19 protein-coding genes are annotated in these 21376 nt (G+C 56.4%); 11 read left to right on the top strand and 8 right to left on the bottom strand.

The window, feature by feature from the left end; genetic code table 11:
- Positions 1 to 14: 14 nt before the first annotated feature.
- From ACFE7X_RS14905 to ACFE7X_RS14930, 6 genes are all read right to left on the bottom strand, one after another.
- Positions 15 to 749 carry a YebC/PmpR family DNA-binding transcriptional regulator gene (locus ACFE7X_RS14905; RefSeq protein WP_375436475.1) on the bottom strand — a complete coding sequence of 245 codons (735 nt, stop codon included), beginning with the start codon at positions 747 to 749 and terminating at the stop codon, positions 15 to 17.
- A 151-nt stretch (positions 750 to 900) separates the two neighbouring features.
- Positions 901 to 1341 (bottom strand): hypothetical protein, encoded by a 441-nt coding sequence (locus ACFE7X_RS14910; protein ID WP_375436476.1) that lies wholly within the window; start codon positions 1339 to 1341, stop codon positions 901 to 903.
- Positions 1342 to 1614: 273 nt separating this feature from the next.
- The gene (locus ACFE7X_RS14915) at positions 1615 to 2616 is read right to left on the bottom strand and encodes an MBL fold metallo-hydrolase (protein ID WP_375436477.1); all 1002 of its coding nucleotides are present in this window, start codon (positions 2614 to 2616) and stop codon (positions 1615 to 1617) included.
- 377 nt (positions 2617 to 2993) lie between these two features.
- Complete coding sequence (locus ACFE7X_RS14920; protein WP_375436478.1) at positions 2994 to 3443, bottom strand: hypothetical protein; 450 nt, start codon at positions 3441 to 3443, stop codon at positions 2994 to 2996.
- Between the two features lie 154 nt (positions 3444 to 3597).
- On the bottom strand, positions 3598 to 3795 hold the full coding sequence (locus ACFE7X_RS14925) for a hypothetical protein (protein ID WP_375436479.1): 198 nt from the start codon (positions 3793 to 3795) through the stop codon (positions 3598 to 3600).
- A 485-nt stretch (positions 3796 to 4280) separates the two neighbouring features.
- Positions 4281 to 5228: an NmrA family NAD(P)-binding protein gene (locus tag ACFE7X_RS14930; protein WP_375436480.1), complete on the bottom strand. Its 948-nt coding sequence runs from the start codon at positions 5226 to 5228 to the stop codon at positions 4281 to 4283.
- 320 nt (positions 5229 to 5548) lie between these two features.
- Here ACFE7X_RS14930 and ACFE7X_RS14935 point away from each other — a divergent pair, with 320 nt between their 5' ends.
- The 10 genes from ACFE7X_RS14935 (at position 5549) to ACFE7X_RS14980 (ending at position 17454) form a co-directional block, all read left to right on the top strand.
- On the top strand, positions 5549 to 6424 hold the full coding sequence (locus ACFE7X_RS14935; RefSeq protein ID WP_375436481.1) for a hypothetical protein: 876 nt from the start codon (positions 5549 to 5551) through the stop codon (positions 6422 to 6424).
- 215 nt (positions 6425 to 6639) lie between these two features.
- The gene (locus ACFE7X_RS14940; RefSeq protein ID WP_375436482.1) at positions 6640 to 7653 is read left to right on the top strand and encodes an NAD(P)-dependent alcohol dehydrogenase; all 1014 of its coding nucleotides are present in this window, start codon (positions 6640 to 6642) and stop codon (positions 7651 to 7653) included.
- A gap of 317 nt (positions 7654 to 7970) precedes the next feature.
- Positions 7971 to 9188 (top strand): aminopeptidase, encoded by a 1218-nt coding sequence (locus ACFE7X_RS14945; protein WP_375436483.1) that lies wholly within the window; start codon positions 7971 to 7973, stop codon positions 9186 to 9188.
- A gap of 157 nt (positions 9189 to 9345) precedes the next feature.
- A complete protein-coding gene (locus ACFE7X_RS14950; RefSeq protein ID WP_375436484.1) occupies positions 9346 to 10539 on the top strand; it encodes a DUF1624 domain-containing protein in 1194 nt (397 codons plus the stop codon).
- A gap of 252 nt (positions 10540 to 10791) precedes the next feature.
- Positions 10792 to 11220, top strand: a complete 429-nt coding sequence (locus tag ACFE7X_RS14955; RefSeq protein ID WP_375436485.1) for a BLUF domain-containing protein — start codon at positions 10792 to 10794, stop codon at positions 11218 to 11220.
- A 197-nt stretch (positions 11221 to 11417) separates the two neighbouring features.
- Positions 11418 to 12071 (top strand): hypothetical protein, encoded by a 654-nt coding sequence (locus ACFE7X_RS14960; RefSeq protein WP_375436486.1) that lies wholly within the window; start codon positions 11418 to 11420, stop codon positions 12069 to 12071.
- A 400-nt stretch (positions 12072 to 12471) separates the two neighbouring features.
- Entirely contained in the window at positions 12472 to 13131 is a 660-nt protein-coding gene (locus tag ACFE7X_RS14965; RefSeq protein ID WP_375436487.1) for a class I SAM-dependent methyltransferase, read from the top strand.
- Between the two features lie 204 nt (positions 13132 to 13335).
- On the top strand, positions 13336 to 15459 hold the full coding sequence (locus ACFE7X_RS14970) for an OmpA family protein (protein ID WP_375436488.1): 2124 nt from the start codon (positions 13336 to 13338) through the stop codon (positions 15457 to 15459).
- A gap of 193 nt (positions 15460 to 15652) precedes the next feature.
- The gene (gene ctlX, locus ACFE7X_RS14975; protein WP_375436489.1) at positions 15653 to 16576 is read left to right on the top strand and encodes a citrulline utilization hydrolase CtlX; all 924 of its coding nucleotides are present in this window, start codon (positions 15653 to 15655) and stop codon (positions 16574 to 16576) included.
- A gap of 140 nt (positions 16577 to 16716) precedes the next feature.
- Complete coding sequence (locus ACFE7X_RS14980) at positions 16717 to 17454, top strand: SDR family oxidoreductase (RefSeq protein ID WP_375436490.1); 738 nt, start codon at positions 16717 to 16719, stop codon at positions 17452 to 17454.
- Between the two features lie 97 nt (positions 17455 to 17551).
- Here the strand turns inward: ACFE7X_RS14980 and ACFE7X_RS14985 are convergent, their stop codons facing one another.
- Positions 17552 to 19078: a malate:quinone oxidoreductase gene (locus ACFE7X_RS14985; RefSeq protein ID WP_375436491.1), complete on the bottom strand. Its 1527-nt coding sequence runs from the start codon at positions 19076 to 19078 to the stop codon at positions 17552 to 17554.
- A gap of 427 nt (positions 19079 to 19505) precedes the next feature.
- On the opposite strand from ACFE7X_RS14985, the gene ACFE7X_RS14990 reads away from it, so the two are divergent.
- Positions 19506 to 20624, top strand: coding sequence for a spore photoproduct lyase family protein (locus ACFE7X_RS14990; protein WP_375436492.1), 1119 nt, complete (start codon positions 19506 to 19508; stop codon positions 20622 to 20624).
- A 149-nt stretch (positions 20625 to 20773) separates the two neighbouring features.
- Here ACFE7X_RS14990 and ACFE7X_RS14995 read toward each other — a convergent pair whose 3' ends face one another.
- Positions 20774 to 21316 carry a GNAT family N-acetyltransferase gene (locus ACFE7X_RS14995; RefSeq protein WP_375436493.1) on the bottom strand — a complete coding sequence of 181 codons (543 nt, stop codon included), beginning with the start codon at positions 21314 to 21316 and terminating at the stop codon, positions 20774 to 20776.
- Positions 21317 to 21376: the final 60 nt, after the last annotated feature.

Below are 21376 nucleotides of genomic sequence, written 5' to 3' on the forward strand. Positions count from 1 at the left end.
GTCGGAACAACAACCTAGCCTAGTGTGTGGTACACGGCCTGCACGTCGTCGTCCTCTTCGAACTTTTCGATGAGGTTCATGACTTCCTCTAGCTGGTCGCCTTCGAGGTGGACGGTGGTGTTGGGTACGCGCTGGAGCTGGGCTGATACGATGGCAAGGCCTTTTTCTTCGAGAGCCTTTTGCATCTGGCCGAAATCCTGGAAGGTGGTTTCCACCACGATAAAGTCTTTCACGGTGCCGTGCTCGTCTTCTTCCTGGTCGGCGTACACGTCTTCGGCGCCGGCGTCAATCAGCTCTAGCTCCAACTCGTCGAGGCCGAGGCCTTCGGCGGCGAGGCGAAATACGCCTTTGCGGGTGAAGGTATAGTCGCTGGAGCCGGCGGTGCCAAGGGCGCCGTTGCCGCGGTTGAAATACATGCGCACATTGGCCACGGTGCGGGTAGGGTTGTCGGTGGCGGTTTCAATAACAACGGCCACGCCGTGGGGCGCGTAGCCTTCGTACACCACTTCCTGGTAATCCTTTTCTTCTTTGCTGCTAGCGCGCTTGATGGCGGCTTCCACCCGGTCTTTGGGCATGTTCACGCCTTTGGCGTTCTGCATGGCCGTGCGCAAACGGGAGTTGGTGTCGGGGTTGGCGCCGTTTTCCTTTACGGCCATCACAATTTCCCGGCCGATACGGGTGAAGTCTTTAGACATCCGGTCCCAGCGCTTCATTTTGCGGCCTTTACGAAATTCAAATGCGCGTCCCATCTATGAAGTGAAAAGTAAATAAGTGAATGAGTGAGTTTTTGTTGGCAGGAGTGGTTGGAAACAGGCGCGCAAGTTAATGGAAAGGCCAGCGGGGCGCAATTGCTATTACCGCGAGAGGCAGTTCAACGTGCCACGGTTTCGGGCGCAACGGCTAGTAGGCCCGAAGCGTGTACGTGCTGTAGTTGCCGGCCGGAAAGCCCTGAATAGTTAGCGTAAGCAAGTTGTTGCGCAAGCGGAACGAGCCTTGATCGGTGCGGGACTGGCCTTTCTTGTCGGTGTAGGAGAAGCTGATCTGGTCGCCGGAGAAAGTGAACCGGCCCGTCTGATCGAAACTCATGACGGTACCGGCATTGGCTAGTTGCAGGTGCTTTTGGTAGGTGCCATCGGGGCCGAGGGTGAGCGTGCCGCCTACGCCTTTGGCGGCCATAGGAGTGGGCCCGCTGGCTTTATCCAGAATAGCGTAGGTGAGGTACGTATAGGTGGTGAAAAACGACGGCTGAAGCGTGGGCACCGGCGCGGCGGCTCGTTGCGCCAGCGTAGCCGACGAAGCTCCAAACAGCAGGCAAGCAAGAAAAAAGAGAAAACGAATCATCCCGAAATGTAACACTGCCGCTCGGTTTCTCGGCCCGGAAAGAGTGCAGCGCCCATGGAGTGGCGGTTATTTCATCGTCTGCCGCAGAAGCAGGCAAGGGTATCCCAACAAGCAAGTGTTCCGCAGTTGCAAAAAGCAAAACAGCCTCAACTCCTGAGCTACAGGACCTGAGGCTGCGCGGGCGGTTAAAGAATTTTCTGCCTTGGCGGTATCACCACTGCCATGTTCTTACAAGCCCTGTTGGTTGGGTTGAGGCATTCGGCCAGTTGCTAGCTAAGCAGAATATAGGCTGGTACCGGCTGCAAATCGCCGCGACGATACGTAGTCGGTGGTGGGGAAGGTTTGTTGCTTGCGACGCCGTTGGCGCTGAAGAACGAGTAGCAGTGCCGCGCCTGCCAGTAAGCCGACACCTGTAAGGGCTAGGGTAACGCGTTTGGGGAAAGGGTCGTCGGGGGCAATGGGCAGGTAGGCCACGCCGTTCTCATCGAGGCGGGCAGGGTCGTTGACGTAGCGGCCGTGGGCGGGCATGGGAAAAAAGTTAGCCAATTGTTGGAGGCCATCGGTGGCTTCTGCGCCTTGTATAACCGGGCCGTGCCCACAGCCAATTGCCACTGGGCGCAACCCCGCCAGCTTCTGCACCGACTCGCGCACCTGCTGCCAATTGTAGTTGAAGGGTGCCCCTGCTACGCTTACCTGCGGTCGTTGCAGCAGCAGCGCGGGCACCGACTCGTGGTTGGCCGTGGCAAAAGCGTCGGCGCCGAGTAGCGTGGCGTCTTGCTCCCGGAACAACGCTACTTGGCCCGGTGCATGACCCGGTACGTGGTGCCAGCGCCAATCAGGCAGAAAAGGCACGGTGTCGTAATCGGCGGGAAGAGCTTGCACGACGCTGCCAAGCTGAAACGACTGCGGCGGGAAGAACCGGGCGATAAATGCTAATGAGCCGCCGTTCTCCACGGTTGGGTCGGCGGGTGGGTACACGGCCCGCGCCGTTAGGAATGGTAGCTCCAGCGGGTGGGCAAACACGGGTACTTTCCATTGTTCGGCCAGCGCCAAAGCCGAGCCGGAGTGGTCCATGTGGCCGTGGGTCAGGATGATGGCTTTGGGGTGGCTGCCTGCGGGGAACTGCGCATCGGCCGCCGCCACAATGGCCTTTTCCGAACCTGGCAGGCCGGTATCTACTAGTACCCACTCGCCGGGGGTACTGGTTTCCACAAAGTAAAGGTTTACAAATCGTTGAATGGTGAGCTGGTACACACCAGCAGCTACTTGTTTCATAAAATCCGGAAGCTTGGAGTCAGGTCTGGAAACTAGTACGGGATTCCAGCTGAAGAGTAGCACACGAAAACGATGTTTCTCTTCTGGCAAGGCTTCCAACAAGAATGAGGTCTGGTAGCCTTGGCATCAACCCCGTGGCTTTGCGCTGGGTAGCTGCTACGGGTGTTCCCATACCCGTAGCACCTTGCCATACGGTCAGGGGCTACCGATTGCCTACTAACCCAGAAGAATCTTGGTTGGCTCGAGAAACGCATATTCAGCTCATAGGCACAGCACCAACTGCTGGCACCACAAACAGAATTTCCTGCAAACAAAAGCCGCCTCCCGATACCAGGAGGCGGCTTTTGTTTGCAGGAAATCCTGTGAGTCAGTACGATTTATAAACCGCCCGTTGTGCTGCCGCCCGTAGAAGTACCAGTGGTAGCACCACCAGCCGTAGAGGCACCGCCGGCCGTAGAGCCACCCGCCGTGCTGCCACCGGCCGAACCGGTACCAGTGGTAGAACCGCCCGCCGTAGAGCCACCGGCAGTCGAAGCACCACCAGCCGTAGAGCCGCCCGTCGTGCCACCACTCGTGGTGCTACCAGCCGTGCTGCCGTCAGTGGTCATCGAACCTGCGCCACCAGCCGTAGAGCCACCCGACATAGAAGAGTCGGAACCCATACCAGCGTCGGAGCCGGTGCCAGCATCAGAAGTGGAAGATTCAGTTGAAGTGCCGGAAGCATCGCCGCTTTCGCTACCAGCTTGGCTGCCTTCGCCAGCGTTGTTGCCGCAAGAAGTGAAGGTGAACGAGGCGGCCGCCAGGGCCATGAACAATACCTTTTTCATAAGTTTGTTTTGGTTGGTAAGAATGAGGGTTGAAATCAGGTATACTGCTGACAACGGTAGCGGGTTACCTGTCCCTTTATACAAGCATCTAACGGGAGGTAACCCGGAATAGACTAATAAATCTTAATTTTGTTATAGCTGTTGAGCTCCCACTTCATTTTATGGCCTCTGGCGAGTGGTTGGTGAGCTTGAACCGGAATGCAGAAGCTGGTTGATAGGCCCGCTCTTTTTTCAGGGCCTGCAACGTAGTTTCGAAGGGGCGCCGATAGAAATTGGGTTGCCGGTTGGCGGCGCCGATAAGCAAGAGCACCAGCAGCAAAAACACGCGTAAAGAACCAGGAAAACGAATCATGAAATCGGAGAGGAGACCAGTTAATTGGCCTTTGTAAGTTGCCCCGGTCCGATACGGGGTAAGCAGGTTTGACGTTGGAAAACTGTGTTAAGATTAAGTGAATACTAGGCCAGCAGGCCATTTAGAGCCTCTTGTTCAGGCTCTTGGCTAACCCAAACCGATAGTATTATTCACCGCCGACGGCACCCATCCCGAAGCAATATCTAAAGCCCGAGCCGGTCGAGCCTAGGGGGCCGGATCTTGTGGCCGACAAGGCCCAGTGAACTAGCTTCAACTGGCTACTGATGCAGAAGTAACGTAACTAACGCCAGCCCACAACCAGCGCTTTGGTTGATAACCAGCAAAGTAAACTTGCTACCAATAACAAGACCAAACAACGCCAACTGGAGTTTCCAGGCAGCGTTGGCATCTAATGAAGCCGAAGCAGCTGACCAACACGGCCGAAGGATACTCCGCCCAGAGCAGTAAGCATGTAGCCACACAGGCTACTTCTCCGCCAGCACGTCTCGTACTGGGGTCCAGCGGATATCGGGGTAGCGGGAATTATCCAGCGGCGCGAGTTTGGGAAGCCCGCTGAACATGTTGTGGAGATACTGCATGCCCTGCCACGGCGGAAACACGTCGTTGTTGGCAGGCATGAGGGCTTTGGTTATCTTAATCACCTTGCCGAAAGCGCCCAGGCTGCCTACCCGAAACAGGTGAAACTCTTTGCCGGTAGCTTCGCTGGCAGCCGTTTGCAAGCCGCGCATGCTGGCCACTTCGCCGGCCACGCGCAGGAACCGGGGCGTGGTGGGGTCGAGGGCAGCAGCGGCGGTGAAGGCGGCCGTGTTCACCATCGTGGTAAAATCCAGCGGCTGATCGGCATCACCCCAGTACACCACCCGGCGCGGGCCCGACAAAACAACTGGCGCCTGCCCTTTCAGTAAGTCCGTGAACATGCCATTGAGAATGGAAGTAGCCGCAATGGGCGCTTTATCTAGCCGGGAGCAAAACTCCCGGCGCAGGTCGAGGTTGCGGTTGGAGCCGTTGGGGAGCTTGGTATAATCAATGGAGTAGTCGGAGGGAATGAAGCGCGGGACACCGGCCGCCACAGCCGCCTCCAGCAGCCGCGTCTGGGTTTCTACAATCACCTCCCGCAGTCCTGATACCGCCGATACCACGCAAGTCGCGCCGGTGCAGGCTTTGGTGAGGTCCGCTACATTATCGTAATCGACCTCTACCACCGTAGCGCCTTGCTGCCACAACGAGGCGGCCTCCGCCTTGGCGCTTGCGGCCGGCCGCACCAGCGCCCGCACGGTGGCTCCGCGTTGCCGGAGGTGGTGGGCAATCAGCAGGCCAAGGGCCCCGGTAGCGCCAGCCAGCACAATGATAGCCGGTTCTGCCTGGGTATTGAGAAGATGATTTGCGGTGTTCGTTGTTGATTTTGGAGCCATAAGGGAGAATTGAGGGAAGCCGGCACAACTTAACGAGAATGTTTTCGCTTGGCGGTTTCAAAAGGGAGATACGTATATAAACAAATCGGCCGCCACCCTAAATAGTTTGATAGTTTGCCGGTGGTTAACTCGGACCGATAGTATCTCGTCAGGGAATTTTGTTTGACGCATTAAAACACCCGGCAGAAGCAAGCCTAGATTCCACCAACTGGTTGGTGCTGGGTTGGCAAGCAGTGGAAAGCCAGGTTGTCACCAGCTTTTATAAAAACTACGTACGCATCGGGAAGTAGCACTCAAAGCTGCTCCTTAACACTACGTCGATGAGCAAACAACAGCAACCTACTGCGCAGCAGCTTGGCGCCCAACCCAGCGGAGGCGCGCCCCACAGCAATTGGTTGAAGGCTTCTGAATCTTACCTGGGCCGGGGCGTTAGAACATGTTTCCGGGCGCTACTACTGGCAGGAATAATGGCTTCACTGGGATCATGCGCCGAGGAAAGATCCGACAGCGAAAGCTCGGAAGAACCCATCAGCCAAACGACAACCGACGAGGAAAACCAAATCACCCCATCAGAAATCGAAGAAGCGGCAACCGACAACGCTGCCGCGCCCGCCAGCCAATCGTCGCGCGCTGCTGGTAGCCGATACCGAGTAACAGCTGAAACTGCGTATTTCTTTGACGCCCCCGAGCAGGGCAAGCCGAGCGGCAAGTACCTGCTCCGCGGCGACGTGATTTATGGCGAGCAAGAAAGCAATGGCTTCGTGAAAACCCGTTTCAAGGACCCGAACGGCGCAACAGTTGCCGGGTGGTTGAAAGCACAGGAGCTAAGCAAGCTAGCCGCTACTTCGGCTCCCGTTGCGGCGCGTAGCAGCCGGCCTTCTCGAGCAACGAGTCCGCCCACAACCGCCTCCGAGCCTGATGATACCGACTATGAAAGCGCGCCTGTTTCAGATGCTTCTGGTGGGGCCGCTGAAACCGACGTTAACGAAAGCGCAACGGCGGTGGTGCAGGTGGCCCGGTCGTATTTCTACAACTCGCCCGACCTGACGCAGCCCCGCAAAGCCCACTGCGTGCGCGGCGACAAAGTGCGGCTGGGCGAGTCGCGCGGGGAGGCGGTGTTCGTTACGTTTACCAACTGGGAAAAGGTAACGACCACTGGCTGGATGCGTAAAGATGCGCTCCGCAATAGCCAATAGCCTTTCCAACCTTATAGCTGCTGACTTTTGCTGGAATTAGTATTGCGCATGGCTGGTCTGTGTAGCAGACCAGCCTCGCCGTGCGCAGGAAAAACGGGAAGCCATAGGGAGGAATGGGTATGACAGCAGTTGAAGCACAAGGACAGGTAAGGTTCATTCTCGGTCAACAATAGGCCTCAGCAACTGGTTGTTGGGGCCTTACCGCAACCATTTATATGAAAGCATACAAGCTGCACGGGCCGAAAAGCCTGGAGAATTTCAAACTCGGCGACTACGACGAACCTGTCGTGCGCGACCACGAAGTGAAGATTCAGGTGAAAGCCGTTTCCTTGAACTACCGCGACTGGGCCCTGGCCAACGGCTGGTTTGGCTACCCAGGCGAGAAGTTGCCGTTTATCCCCTTCAGCGACGCAGCCGGGCTCGTGACTGAGGTCGGGGCGAGCGTAACCAAGTTTCAGCCCGGCGACCGGGTGGCCGTTAACTTCTTCCCGGACTGGCACGATGGGGCTTTCACGGCTGCCAAAACTGCCCGCTCCCTGGGTGGTAGCACCGATGGGGTGCTGGCCGAATACGTGGCCTTCCCGGAAGATGCCGTAGTGAAAGTTCCCGACTTTTTCTCGTTCGAGGAAGCCTCGGCATTTCCGTGCGCTGGGGTCACGGCGTGGCACGCGCTGGTGGTAGAAGGCCGCCTGCGGCCCACCGATACCGTGCTCCTGCAAGGCACTGGGGGCGTATCCATCTTCGGCCTACAAATCGCCAAGCTGCTGGGTGCTCAGGCTGTCATCACTTCCAGCTCGGACGAGAAGCTAGCGCAGGCCCAAGCCCTGGGTGCCGACCTGCTAATCAATTACAAGCAGACGCCCAACTGGGAAGAAAAAGCCCGGGAGCTGACCCACGGCGAAGGCGTGAACTACGTGGTGGAAGTAGCCGGCCAAATGGCCCGCTCCATCAAAGCCCTAAAGGCGGGCGGCAGCATCTTCCAGATTGGGGCTGTGGGCGGCCCCAATGAGGAGGCCCCCAACCTAGCCATGCTGCCCATCAACACGCAGCGCCTGCAAGGCATCTACGTAGGCAGCGCTCAGATGCTGGATGACTTGTTCAAGGCCTTCGACCGCAACCAAATCAAGCCGGTTGTCAGTGAAACCTTCCGCTTCGATCAGGTGAAGGACGCCCTAACTTATATGGGCAACGGGTCGCACTTCGGCAAAATTGTGGTGCAGGTAGGGTAGAAAGCACCTTACTACCTGCGTCCGGAAACGGCCGGCTCTGAGCGAACAACTCGGGGCCGGCTGTTTTGCGTGGGCTCGCAGCCAAGCGAAGCTACTGCATAGAATGGAGTAAGCCACAGTAGCCCCACACGGGCTATTCACGCTCTAAGTATATTTTTTATGTGATTAATTATAAGTAATATACATACATCAAAATATTAGAGAGTATTCCGGGGAGCTAACCTATTGGCTTACTGCCTACGACCGAGGGTCCGAAGCAGCCAACTCAAACAGGCTATTCCGGGCCTCTTGTTTTTCATTTCCTAATTCCAGTTACCATGAAAAACCGTTATGCAGTGACAGGTTGGCTTCTAGGTTTTATTTTGCTAGGCAGTCCGGTATTCGGGCAGAATTACGAGCAGATAGCCAAGCAAATTGTAAACACCTCCGCCAGTATAAAGCCGGGTGACTTAGTGATGATTACGGGCGGCCAGCATACCATGCCCCTCATGGAAGCAATTGCCGTGGAAGTAGCCCGCGTAGGTGGTCAGCCCAACATGCTGGTGAGCACCGACAAAGTAGCGCGGGCCGTTAACATAGAAATGCCTGAGTCTGCCATTCAAGCCGATAAGAGCGATAGTTGGCTGTTGCAGTCTGATGTGCTCATTACGCTGCCCCAAGTGGAAGATAACCGGGCCGTAATGGCCGGCTTAACCCCGGAGCGTGATGCCAAGTTTGCCAAGGTAGCTGCCGAAGCTGGGTTAACCGAGAAGCTAGATGCCAGCAAGCTGCGGGGCGTGTTTGTGAGTTACCCCAGCAAAAGCTTCGCAGCAAATCAGCAACTCGATTTCTCGGGCTACGAACAGATGATCTGGGCTGGCATTGGGGCTGATTATACGGCCATCGCAACGCAGGCCCAGCAAATGAAACAGCGGCTCGCGGCCGGCCGCAAAGTACACATCACTTCGCCTGCCGGCACCGACCTGACCTTTCAGCTCGTTGGCCGCCCCGTATTTGCCGATGATGGTATGGTATCGGCAACTGATCAGCAGGAAAAGCTGATTTACAACCGTACGGCGCGTCTGCCCGGCGGGCTGGTTTACGGCACCTGCGACGAAACTTCCGCCACAGGTAAGTTGGCCGCATCGCCTACTACGCTACTGGGTAAGCCCCTGCGCGGATTCAAGGCCGACTTAAAAAATGGCCAGCTAGCTAATGCGCGCGCTGAAGTGGGCGCTGAAGATTTCCAGAAATGGATGATAGCCCCGTATAGCGCTACGGATATGCGGGTCGGTTACTTTTCCATCGGCCTGAATCCAGCCATGAAGCCCCAGGAGCAGAAAGGCTACAATCCTTCTACCGCGGCCGGAATGGTATTCTTGAATATCGGTAATAACGAGTTGCACGGTGGACAAAACAAGGTAGCAGCCGGCTATTCTTTCCCTATCGCCAATGCCACAGTGGAAGTAGACGGCAACGTAATTATTCGCAACGGCCAGCTTGTATCCCCAGAGGTAGCCAAGGCCGTGCCTGCCCGCAAGAAAAGCAGCAAGTGACCTTGCCGCATAGTTTTGCAATTTTAGTGTCTCCCTCAGGTCCCGGGGCCTGGGGGTGTTTTTTGGCACTTCGAGAACAACTGTAGCGCCGGGCATAAGGAAGCACAAGTGAAAGCTTTACATTGGCCTACTCCAGTCATTTATAACCGTTTCGCTCATGCCACAGTCCGCCACGCTCTCGTCGATACCTGCCCCCACCCAGGCCGTTTCGTCGCGGGTTCAAGCGGTTGATGTGGTGCGCGGGCTGGTGATGGTAATAATGGCGCTCGACCACATACGGGAGTTCTGGAGCCCTACGCTCGCGCGACCCGAAGACGTCACGCAAGCTTCGGTGGTGTTGTTTTTCACCCGCTGGATCACGCATTTCTGCGCCCCCACGTTTGTTTTCCTGTCGGGCGTTAGTGTGTGGCTGTATCAGCAGAAGCAGCCCAAGCGGCCGGCCGTCAGTTGGTTTCTGCTCACCCGTGGCTTGTGGCTGGTGCTGCTAGAACTGGTGGTCGTCAATTTTATTCTGCAATGGGGCTACAACTTGTTGTTGCTGCAAGTTATTTGGGCGCTTGGCTGGAGCATGGTGCTGTTGGCAGCCCTGGTTTGGTTGCCGCGTGGGGTGCTGGCTGTACTGGCAGTGGTTATAGTGGCGGGGCACAACCTGCTGCCCATCATTCAGCCCGTAACTGCTGCCAATTTGGGGTGGGCACTGCTGCATAACACACCGTTTCTGGTACCGGCCGCGCCGTTGCCCCCGTTGCTAGTGGCGTACTCGGTTGGGCCGTGGCTAGGCGTCATGCTTGCCGGCTACGTAATTGGGCCGTGGTTTCAGTTGCCGCTTGCGCAGCGAGTGCCACTTTTGCGCCGGGCCGGACTGGTTTTGCTGGTATTGTTTGCCGCACTTCGCGCTACCAACTGGTACGGCGACCTAGCTCCGTGGAGCGTGCAGGCGCGGGGCCCGCTGTATAGCGTGCTGTCGTTTCTGAATATCACGAAGTACCCGCCGTCGTTGTTGTTTCTGTGTCTCACGCTGGGGGTGGCGCTGCTCTTGCTAAGTGTTTCCGAAACAGCGACGAGTCGGGCAAGCAAATGGCTGCGTACGTTCGGGCAGGTGCCGTTTTTCTACTACCTAATGCACCTGCTTCTCATCAGTGTGTCTGCCTGGGTCTGGACCCGAATAGAGTTTGGGCGACCCGTCAATTTCTCGTTTCTCTTGGCCAAAGACTGGCCCGCGGCGTATCAGCCGAGCTTGCTGCGAGCCTATGCCGTTTGGGCTGGGGTGGTGCTACTGCTCTATTTTCCCTGCCGATGGTATCAGCGCTTCAGACAGCAGCATTCCTACTGGTGGCTGTCGTACCTGTAGCCCATCATAAACGCTATTTATTGCAGAATTAGTCCTAAAATTTGTTACATTCATTATGTAATGGCTTCACCCGTGCGGGATAAATTCTGTACGAGTAAGCTCGTGACTGGCCGTTGATAAGGAGGGAAGTTGGGTAGGTGTTGGGTTGAGTTGCTTGCTAACTTCCTGCTTTGATTTGGTTTGCCAGTTTTTGCCAATGCCGATCATTGGTAGTGCCACTCTCACTACGCTCACCTAGGCTTAGTATCTGCTATGCACCACATTGTCTACCAAAGTGCGGCCGTAGGACAGCCCACCACAGCCGATTTGAAATGGTTGCTCCAACAGTCGCGTACCAACAACGTTGCCCTTGGTATTACGGGGCTGTTGCTCTACGGCAATGGCAGCTTCTTGCAGGTATTGGAAGGGGAGGAAGAGGCAGTTCAGCTAGTGTATGCCAAAATAGTAGTTGATCAGCGCCACGTACACGTCCTTAAACTATCGGACGGTCCTATTGAGAAACGCATTTTTGGAGATTGGTCGATGGGCTTCCAACCACTGACAAGCAGTGATTTTGTGCGCCTTACGGGCTACATCAACCCTTACCGTTCCAACTTCCTAGACGCTCATTTGCCCGAAATCGACGAGAGTATGCTGATTTTACTTAAATCCTTCGTGCTCAATGACGGCGCTCATCCTTAGAAATTCTCCCTGTGTAAATCCTGGTTTCTAAGCCCCCAAGTAAACACGACAAGGCCCCACCTGTACCCAGGCGGGGCCTTGTCGTGTTCCTGACTTGATGATGCTACTCGTTACCGGCGGCTGTCGTTGCGGTCGTCGTCGCGACGGTCATTGCGGTGAGCAGCCTCCCAGCGAGCCCGCTCCTGGCTTGTTACTTTGTGTTTCTTATCATAGCCGTAGTTGAAGTCACGGTCGTTGCGGTCGTCCCGACGGTCGGAGGTGTTGTCGTGGCGGTCGTTCCGGTGGGCGGTTTCCCAGCGGGCCCGTTCTTGGGTTGTTACTTTGTGCTTTTTGTCGTAACCGTAGTTGAAATCTTTATCGTTGCGGTCGTCGTTGCGTTTAGTTTCTTGGCGGCGTTTGTCGTCGTCGTGGCGATCGGAAGTGGCGACGGCAAATCAAGGGCTAGAAAACAAAAAAACGAAAGCAGTAGCGAGCGAAAGGAAGGCAGTTTTCATGATTTTGGAAAGGTTGAGAAGTGGAAGAGTGGCGGCGGCTTTAAAGAAGAAAGCAACCAGTGCAGTAGCGGTAACCGCTTGATACCCCACTTGCAAGCATGGGGCCGGCTTTGCCTGACTGGACCGTTCCTCCCGGTTTCGTCTGCCAATTGCCCGGTTGTGTCTGCCGGTTGCCCAGTTCACCCGACGTTGCCATTCAGTTGCACCGCTACCCACCACATTCAAGGCAACTACCAAGCTCAGGCTAGCACGCTGGCTATGCTGCTTTTCTTAGGTTTTGGTTCATTTCGCCGACGCCAAGCTGCCCAACCAAGCGGTGTAACCTTCTGTCGGCGTCCTTCGCCACAAATAGTTTAGGTGCGGAGAGACGCTGAGCTGGCTGCGGAGCTAAGAAGCTGTTTGAGTTAGCAAAAAACTGTCAGCAAAAGGTAGAGAAACTTACTAGCGTCTCGTCGGCTGGGCCAAAAGACCTGATTCCGTTCGACAACGAGACGCTGGTAAGCGTCTTTACCCTTTGCTAGCGGCCAAAAACCACCTTAAAACAGCTTCCAAGAAATTTACTGGCAAAGCGCGCCTGATCTTGCTGAACGATAACCAGCACTATCTCGAAATCAGAATCCAGCGTTAGCTTGGGGTTTCGAGGTTGTGTGCTCTGATAGTGTCGTCTTTTGGGTGTCTTCATCACTAGAATAAGCTGCCGCGTTATTTTCCACTTACCTTTTGTGAGCCAAGCTGTTTGAAACAATAAAAGTCACCCATGAATCAAGACAGCAGCTTCTCGTTTCCGCAAGACGCGTTTCGGCGTTTCGATGAAACCCCCGACGCCGAATTTTACCAGCAGCCCCGCTTCGTTACGCACATCGACGACGCGGCCATTGCGGCCGTTACGCAGCTCTACCGGGAATATTTTCCTGCCAACAGCACGCTGCTCGATCTAATGAGTAGTTGGGTTAGTCACTTGCCCGCCGAAGTTCTCTATCAGCGCGTAGTAGGTTTGGGTATGAACGAAAAAGAGCTGCGTGCCAACCCACGCCTAGCCGAGTATGTGGTGCAGGACCTCAACCAGCAGCCCCAGTTGCCCTTCGCCCACAATACGTTCGATGGCGCAGCTATCTGCGTATCCATTGATTACCTGACGCAGCCCGTGACGGTGCTCCGCGAACTGGCCCGGGTTATGCAGCCCAATGCGCCCCTGGTCATTACCTTTTCCAATCGTTGCTTCCCAAGCAAAGCCGTAGCCGCCTGGCACGCCCTCGACGACCGGGGCCACGTAGCACTGGTCCAGCAATACTTGGAGGCTGCCGGCCAGTGGCAGCCCATCGAGTTGCTGGACCGCAGCCCGGCACCCCGCCGCTCCGACCCCCTGTTTGCGGTGGTCGGGCGCGTCAATAAGCCGGAACCAACTCAGGTGGAATAGGCCATTCTGGGGCGGTACAGGCCAGCTTTTTTCCGCTCTGATGGCAGTCAACAAAATGGAGTGGCATGGAACTTTTATGACGACGAATAGTACATAAAAGGCTGATGGAACGTATTTAAGCTGAGGGTAGTATGTGGTATGGTTTATGATATTTCAATAAAATATTGTGCACTACGTAGACAAGCTTTTCACCAAATAGCAGCCATGAAGCGGGAAGAAACGGTACTTGAAGTAGTAAGCAACTGCATACGCGCCGAGCACCTCAACCAGCTAAGCGCACTAGTCGGGCAGAGTCCGGCGGTGGTGGGGCCAGCGCTGGCGAAATTGCTGCCGCTAGTCGTGACTACGCTCGCCGAACAGGTGAGCCGGCCGCACGGCGTCAACTTCCTCTGGGACTTAACCCAGCAGGCGCAGGCAACGCAAGTGCTAACCCAACTCGACGCTATGGACATAGCCAGTTGGCGTGGGCGTGGCGTGCTGCTGCTGCAAGACTCGCTCAAGGACACCTACGAAACCACCATTCAGCTTTTGGCCACCAAAGCGGGCCTCCCTTCCACATCGTATGGGCCGCTGGTAGAAGTAGCTGTGGCCGCCGTGCTAGGTGCGCTAGGAAAATATACTGCCGAGCACAACCTGAAACCAGTTGAGCTAAGTGACTGGCTGCAAACCCAATCGGTTGCTGGTAGCTCTTCAAGATCAAAATCTAAGCCTAAAGCAACAACTTCCCAGCCGGCTACCTCTCGCCGGAAGACGCCAGTTAAACCAACGGTAGCGCCCACGTTTGCAACGCGGGCGGGCAACTGGCAGGAGGTAGGCGGGGGCAGCATTTTTACGCCCCAGCAGGCAGCACCCGTCACGAAAGGCAATAAGCGGCAGCTTTGGCTGTGGCCCTTGCTACTGGTGCTGGGCTTGGCGCTAGGATACGGCTTTTTCCGCTGGAACAACACGCCGCGGTCAGTGGCTTCAACGGAGCCCGCCACGCCCGTAAAGCGCACTGCCACTACCACGCAGCCTAACGTTGCGGCGGCCACTGCCGAGGGCGCTGCGGCAACTACCAAAGTACCAGCCGGCCAGTACGATTCCGCCACCGACACGTACATCTATCACACCGGCCAGCCCCTGGTTGTTACTCTTTTCAACGGCAGCACCCTGAACGTCGGTGCCAACTCCACGGAGTATCAGCTGTACCGCTTTCTAGCCGACCCCACGCAGCAAGTCGATCCACTGAACGCCGCTGCTGGCTGGATCAACGTTGATCGGGTGTATTTCAATTCGGGCCAGGCTACGTTAACTGCCAAGTCCGGAGAGCAGCTGCGCAATCTGGCGGCTATTTTGCGCACTTTTCCGCGGGCCCAGCTTCTGTTTGGCGGCTATACCGATAACCGCAGCAGCGGCCCGGAAAACCTGCGTCTGAGCGAAGCCCGGGCGCAATCAGCTATGCGCGCCCTAATTGCTCAAGGGATTTCGCCGCGCCGCCTTCAGGCTGTCGGCTACGGCGAAGTAGCTCCGGTAGCTTCCAATAACACGCCGGTCGGCCGGGCGCTCAACCGGCGACTTGTCATCAAAGTTATCAGTGAATTGGGGCCATTGCTATCAGCGCCTGCCGTAGCCGAACAAGCGGCCGTGCCACTGCCTGCCGCAGCAGGGGCAACTGTTACCCCTAGCACGAAACCACTGCCGTCTCAAGACACGGCCAACCAGCCGACGCAACAACCAACCGTGGGAGAGGAAGTAGCTTCCAGCGAGGTGCCAGTTGAACCCGCCACCGAGCAGGTAGAGGCCGATAGCCGCTACCGAGTGGCCGTGCGAACGGCGTATCTGTTTGACGCGCCCAACCAGGTGCAGCCCACCAAAAAGTATCTGCGCAAAGGCGACATATTGTACGGCGAAGACGAGCGCAACGGCCTTGTGAAAATCAGATTCTGGAACCCCAACGGCGCTCTTGCCACTGGTTGGCTGAAACTGCGAGAGCTTAAAAAGCTGTCGGAAGATGAAGCTACTGATTTAGATCAAACCGACTCTGAGCCAGACAGTATGGAGGCCAAGCCGGCCGAAGCCGACAACTCTGCATCTGCCGTACCGGCGCCGGGCGCACGGGCCAAACCTACTTCGAACGGGTCGGCAACGGCCGTGGTGCGAGTGGCCAAATCATACTTTTTTAATTCGCCTGACCTCAATCATCCTGAGCCGCGCAAAGCGCATTGTGTACGCGGCGACAAAGTCCGGCTTGGCAAGGACGGCGGAGCTGCCGTGTACGTGACCTTCACCAACTGGCAAAACGTGACGACCACCGGCTGGATGCGCAAAGATGCCTTGGATTACAAGTAACACCAGCCAACTCACAGCTTTTTTCTCAAGGAAAAAGCCGTGGATTGGCTGGTTTGTATCGCTGGGCAACCCGTTGATTGTGAACGAGTAGCAGCGTGGAGCAAACTACGAAAAGCGTAGTTGTTTCGGTGAAACGCAGATTCAAGGAGAAGGCGGCTATTTTTGGCAGTTCGTCTTACTCCAGGTGAAAATCATGCAATCCACCAACACGATTTTTCTGGTGCGCCCGGCGCGCTTCGGCTTCAACCTTGAAACTGCTGCCTCCAACTACTTCCAGCAGGCTATAGCCGACCTCGATGCGGCCACCCTGCAAGCGCTTGCTTTCGCTGAGTTTGATGCCATGGTTGACAAGCTGCGCGCCAAAGGAGTAAACGTATTGGTTTTCGACGACACCCCGGAGCCCGTGAAACCCGACGCGGTGTTCCCCAACAATTGGCTCACACTGCATCCTGATGGCCGGGCGGTGCTTTATCCGATGTGTGCTCCTAACCGCCGCGCCGAGCGCCGCCTCGATATCCTGGAAGCCCTACGCCGCCAGTTTATCGTCACCGAAATCATCGACCTTTCGTCGAGCGAGCAGGCCGGCCGGTTTCTAGAGGGCACGGGCAGCATCCTCTTCGACCACGAGCACCGGATTGCCTATGCCTGCCTCTCGCCCCGGACCGATGCCCGCTTGTTCGCGGACGTAGCAGCTCAACTTGGGTACCGGCCAGTGTCTTTCCGGGCCCATGATGCCCACAGCCAGGAAATCTACCACACCAACGTGATGCTGAGCATTGGGGCGGGGTTTGCTGTAGTGTGTCTAGAAAGTATAGTAGATGCTGCGGAGCGGGCCAACATAGTAGCTTCTCTCACGGCCACCGGCCACGAAATCGTGGATATTTCGCTGGCGCAAGTGGCGCATTTCGCTGGTAATCTGCTGGCGTTGCAACCCAGCAACGGGCCAGCGCAACTGGCTATGTCGCAAAGCGCCTTTGATGCCTTTACGCCCGCTCAACACGGCACCTTGCGTAAGTACTGCGAACTGCTGCCGCTGCCCATTCCTACCATCGAAACCATTGGGGGCGGGAGTGTCCGGTGTATGCTGACGGAAGTGTTTTTGCCGGCTATTCCGTAATTCTCGAAACCAGTAGTCTGGTGCAGGCTAAGCGTTAGAGCTCAAATAGGAGCCTAAGCTACCACAACCCCGTGGCGAAAGTCGTAGTAAAGCTAGGTAGCAAGCGCGCCTCGTTCTTGTTTTCACCTACCACTACACGCATGAATCTAGCCGCAAATACAGTTCTTATTACCGGGGGCGCCTCGGGTATCGGCTTTGCCTTGGCCGAGCGTTTCGTGAAAGCCGGCAGCACGGTTATCGTGTGTGGCCGCCGGGCCGACAAGCTACAGGAGGCCCAGCAGAAGCTACCCGGTTTGCACACGCGCATCTGCGACGTGGCCGTAGCCGCCGAGCGAGTGGCGCTGTTGGCCTGGGTCCGGACTGAGTTTCCAACCGTGAATGTGCTGGTGAACAATGCGGGCATCCAAAATCGAGTGTCGCTGGCTACCGATACCGAAGCGTGGGAAACCCGTCAACAAGAAATTGCCATCAACGTGGACGCCCCCATCCACTTAAGTGTTCTGTTCATCAACCACCTGCGCGAGCAGCCTGCTCCGGCTATTATCAACGTCACGTCGGGTTTGGCTTTTGCACCGGCTGCGTTTGCGCCCATCTATAGTGCCACCAAAGCCGCCCTGCACTCCTTCACGCTTTCTTTGCGGCATCAGCTAAAGGATACGCCCATCAGGGTATTGGAAATTGTGCCGCCAGCAGTAAACACCGATTTGGGCGGCCCCGGCTTGCACGATTTTGGCGTGCCCGTGAATGAGTTTGCCGATTCGGTGATGGAACGGCTGGCCGCCGGCGAAATGGAAGTAGGATACGGCACGTCGGAAAAGAACCGATTGGCATCCCGGACGGAGCTCGATGCTACGTTTCAGCAAATGAACAACCGCTAGTCCGGCAACAACGCAAGCACAATAAAAGGGTGAATTTCGGGCTGGCTAACCAACTGCCAACCTCGAAATTCACCCTTTTATTATAGTTAATGGGCGCTTACTGCTTCTCCGCCACTGATTCTACGTTGAGGCCCAGCACCGCATTCGTGCGCGCCCGAATCCGTGCTACCAGTTCCGGGTCGTCGGACAAAGACTGGCCGAAGGAGGGAAGCATTTCGCGGAAGCATGCCTGCCATTCCGGCGTAGCCGACTGCTGCGGAAAGCACTTCTGAATCAGGTTTACCATGATGCTCACGGCCGTAGAAGCCCCTGGCGAAGCCCCCAGCAAGGCCGCAATAGAGCCGTCGGCGGCACTCACCACTTCCGTCCCGAATTCCAACACGCCGCCTTCTTTCTTGTCTTTCTTGATGACCTGCACGCGCTGACCGGCAATGGCTAGTTCCCAATCTTGGGGCCGGGCCTCGGGCAAATACTCCCGCAAAGCCGCTAACCTGTCTTGTGGCGACTGGCGCACCTGCTGAATGAGGTACTTGGTGAGCGGAATATTCTTCAAGCCGGCCATAATCATGGGCCGCAGGTTATTGAGCTGAATCGAGCCTGGCAGGTCTAGATAAGAACCGGTTTTCAGGAACTTGGTGCTGAAACCGGCGTAGGGGCCAAACAGCAATTCGCGCTTGCCTTCTATCATACGCGTATCCAGGTGCGGCACCGACATAGGCGGCGAGCCGACGGCCGCTTTGCCGTACACCTTGGCTTGGTGCCGCGCAATTACGGCCGGGTTGATGCACTTCAGCCACTGTCCGCTCACCGGGAACCCACCGAAGCCATTGGCTTCCGGTATTCCCGATTTTTCGAGCAGCGGCAACGAGCCGCCCCCGGCTCCGATGAATACGAAGCGTCCGCGCAGTTTTATGGTCTCGCCCGAAGTTAAGTTCTTGGCCTTGATGCGCCACAAACCGTCTTCTTTCTGCCGTAGCTTCTGCACCTCATGGTGAAAGTGAAACGTAACGCCCGGCTTCACTTGCAGCAGGTTGAACATACCGCGGGTGAGGGAACCGAAATTGACGTCAGTACCCAAGTCCATGCGTGTAGCAGCCACAGGTTGCTGCGGGTCACGGCCTTCCATTACCAGCGGCATCCAGTGCTGAAGCTGCTCTTGGTCTTCGGTAAACTCCATGCCCTTGAACAAGGCCGACTGCGTGAGGGCCGCGTGACGCTTGCGCAAATACTCCACGTTTTTGGCTCCCCACACAAAGCTCATGTGAGGAATATGATTGATAAAGCGCTGAATATCTTTCACCTCGTAGCGCTCGGCCAGGAAAGACCAAAACTGCTTGGACTCCTCGAATTGCTCGGCTATTTTCAAGGCTTTGCTGATGTCGATGGAGCCATCGCGGCGCTCGGGCGTGTAGTTTAGCTCGCAAAAGGCGGAGTGGCCGGTGCCGGCGTTGTTCCACGCGTCGGAGCTTTCGGCGGCGGCTACGTCCAACCGCTCGAAAATGGTAATGGTCAGATTGGGGTCCAGCTCTTTGAGCATCATTCCGAGCGTGGCGCTCATGATGCCCGCGCCAATGAGGATAACGTCGGTTACGGGTTGGTCAGCGGAAATATCGTTGGTAGGCATAGGTTGAGTGACAGTGGTTCAGGGGCCAGCCCCAGCCCGATGCGGAAGGCATCAGGCCGGGGCGGAAGAGAAAAGACAATAATCGGTGAAACGGAATTCCAGGGTACGTCGAAAGATGCAGAAAAGGTGCCTTGGCAGCTTGTGCAGCCTACTAACGAAGCAGCTACTGTAGTGAAAGTAGCGTCATCGGGCAAACTCCGTTGTGCAAGCAGAACGGGCTACTCCAACTAAGAGGCTATCCAACTCGGTACCTGTCATTCCGATAAACTCTAGCTTGCCGAAACATCCATTTTAACGCTTTAAATCCTCTGATTTTAAGAGTGCGATTCACTTAAAAAAAGCTGAAAATTCCCGGTATTCAAGCGGTTTCGAGGACTTATATGGTGGACTTTGTTGTTCTATCAACAGCTACCAAATCCGCTACTTCATGTTCGATTCCTTGCCCGTATTACCGTTGTTTGATCAGCCAGCGTCAGCTCCTTTTGTTGCTCCCGAACCCCTAACCAAGTCGGCCAAACTGTGGCTGCCGAAGCGGGTGCTCTTCACGCCGGATGCCCTTGATGAGCCTTTCGGCCAGCAGATTTACGAGCGGGTAATGGCGCACGACTTGGAGGTGGAAGTGCTGAAAAGCAACCGCCTAACCAACCTGCGCGGTGCCGACGCGCGCGAAACCTACCGCAACGCCAAAAACACGCTGGCCGTGGTAAAGGCACCGGCCGGTGCCCTGCGCTTGCAGCCCACGCCGCCCTCCGCCGATTGGCAAATGAACTTGGCCGAAGGTTGCCCCGCCCACTGCCAGTATTGCTACCTGGCGGGCAGTTTGCAAGGCCCGCCCGTAGTGCGCGTGCTTGCCAACCTGCCCCAACTCCTCGAAAACACCATCAGCTACGAGCAAGCCGGTCGTCTCACCAGCTTCGAAGTAAGCTGCTACACCGACGTGTTGGGCATCGAACACCTAACGGGTAGCCTGGCCGAATGCATTCGGCATTACGGCACGCGCGAAGGGGCCCGGTTGCGCTTCGTTAGCAAGTACGACCATGTTGATGCGTTGCTGGACTTGCCGCACCAAGGACACACCCGCGCCCGGGTTAGCTTGAATGCCGAGCCCGTCGCCCGGCGTATGGAAGGCGGCACGGCCTCCGTGGAAGCTCGCATCCAAGCGTTGCGTAAGCTTGCGCTGCCCGTTGAGCAGGGCGGGGGCGGCTATCCGGTGGGGGTGGTGTTGGCTCCCATCATGCTCATCCCCGATTGGCGCGAGCACTACACCAACTTACTCGACCGAGTGGCCGCGGCCCTCGATTTCGACTGCGACCTGACCGTGGAGTTTATCACGCACCGCTTCACGCCCGGCTCCCGCGACGTGCTACGCGAGTGGTACCCCAACACTTCCCTCAACTTCGACGAAAGCATCCGGGCGGCCAAGCGCAACAAGTTTGGCGGCGTGAAATATGTTTATCAGCCCGATGACATGCGGCCACTGCGTCAGTTCTTTTATGAAGAGTGGCAACGCCGGTTTCCTCACGCGCCCGTCCAATACTGGACGTAGCAGGTTATAGAGCTGTAGCCCAGCGTAGCGCGGAAAACTGAATGTTTCTGCCTTACGCTGGGCCACGCTTTTCTGTGTCGATGAGCGAGGCGAGTGACATACACGGTCACAAAGCAACACGCTGATTGGATCAACCGTGTAGCTTCACCTTATTTCTTGCCGTGTAATTCCTGCCACTCGTAGTCCAGCATACTCATTTCTATGAGGCTCCAATAGCTTTCGCCGTGTTTGAGGACGTCGCGCATGACGCCATCTTTCTTCATGCCACACTTCTCGTAGCAGGCAATGGCCGCCGTATTGAAATCGTAGACCCCGAGGTCGATGCGGTGCAAGCCCAGTTCCTCGAATCCGATTTTCAACACGGCTTTCACCATGCCCTGGCACACGCCCCGGCCCCTGGCCGTGGTGTTGCCTACAAGCACCCGGCTGATACGGGCCGCATTGTTTTTGTAGCTGATGCCGCCGAGTGAAATGTGGCCTACTGTCTGGCCGCTCTTCGATTCAATGGCTTTGAACACCAAGGCGTCCGATTCTGGAGGGTTGTTGGTGCCTTCCAGATACCACGCGAGCTTGTCTTCCGTGAGCGGAAAGCTGAACAACGCCCCCGACCAATTTTGCAGCAATTCCGGGTCTTGAATCCAATCAATCAATTGTTGAAAGTCGGCGGGAGTGAAGTATTCTAGCTGAATCATGAAGTAAACAAAAGAAATGGGCGTGTTTCAGCAACCAAGCACTACGCCCGATAAGTAGGA

Origin of the sequence: uncultured Hymenobacter sp. (genome assembly GCF_964242765.1) — a bacterium.
Lineage (GTDB): Bacteria > Bacteroidota > Bacteroidia > Cytophagales > Hymenobacteraceae > Hymenobacter.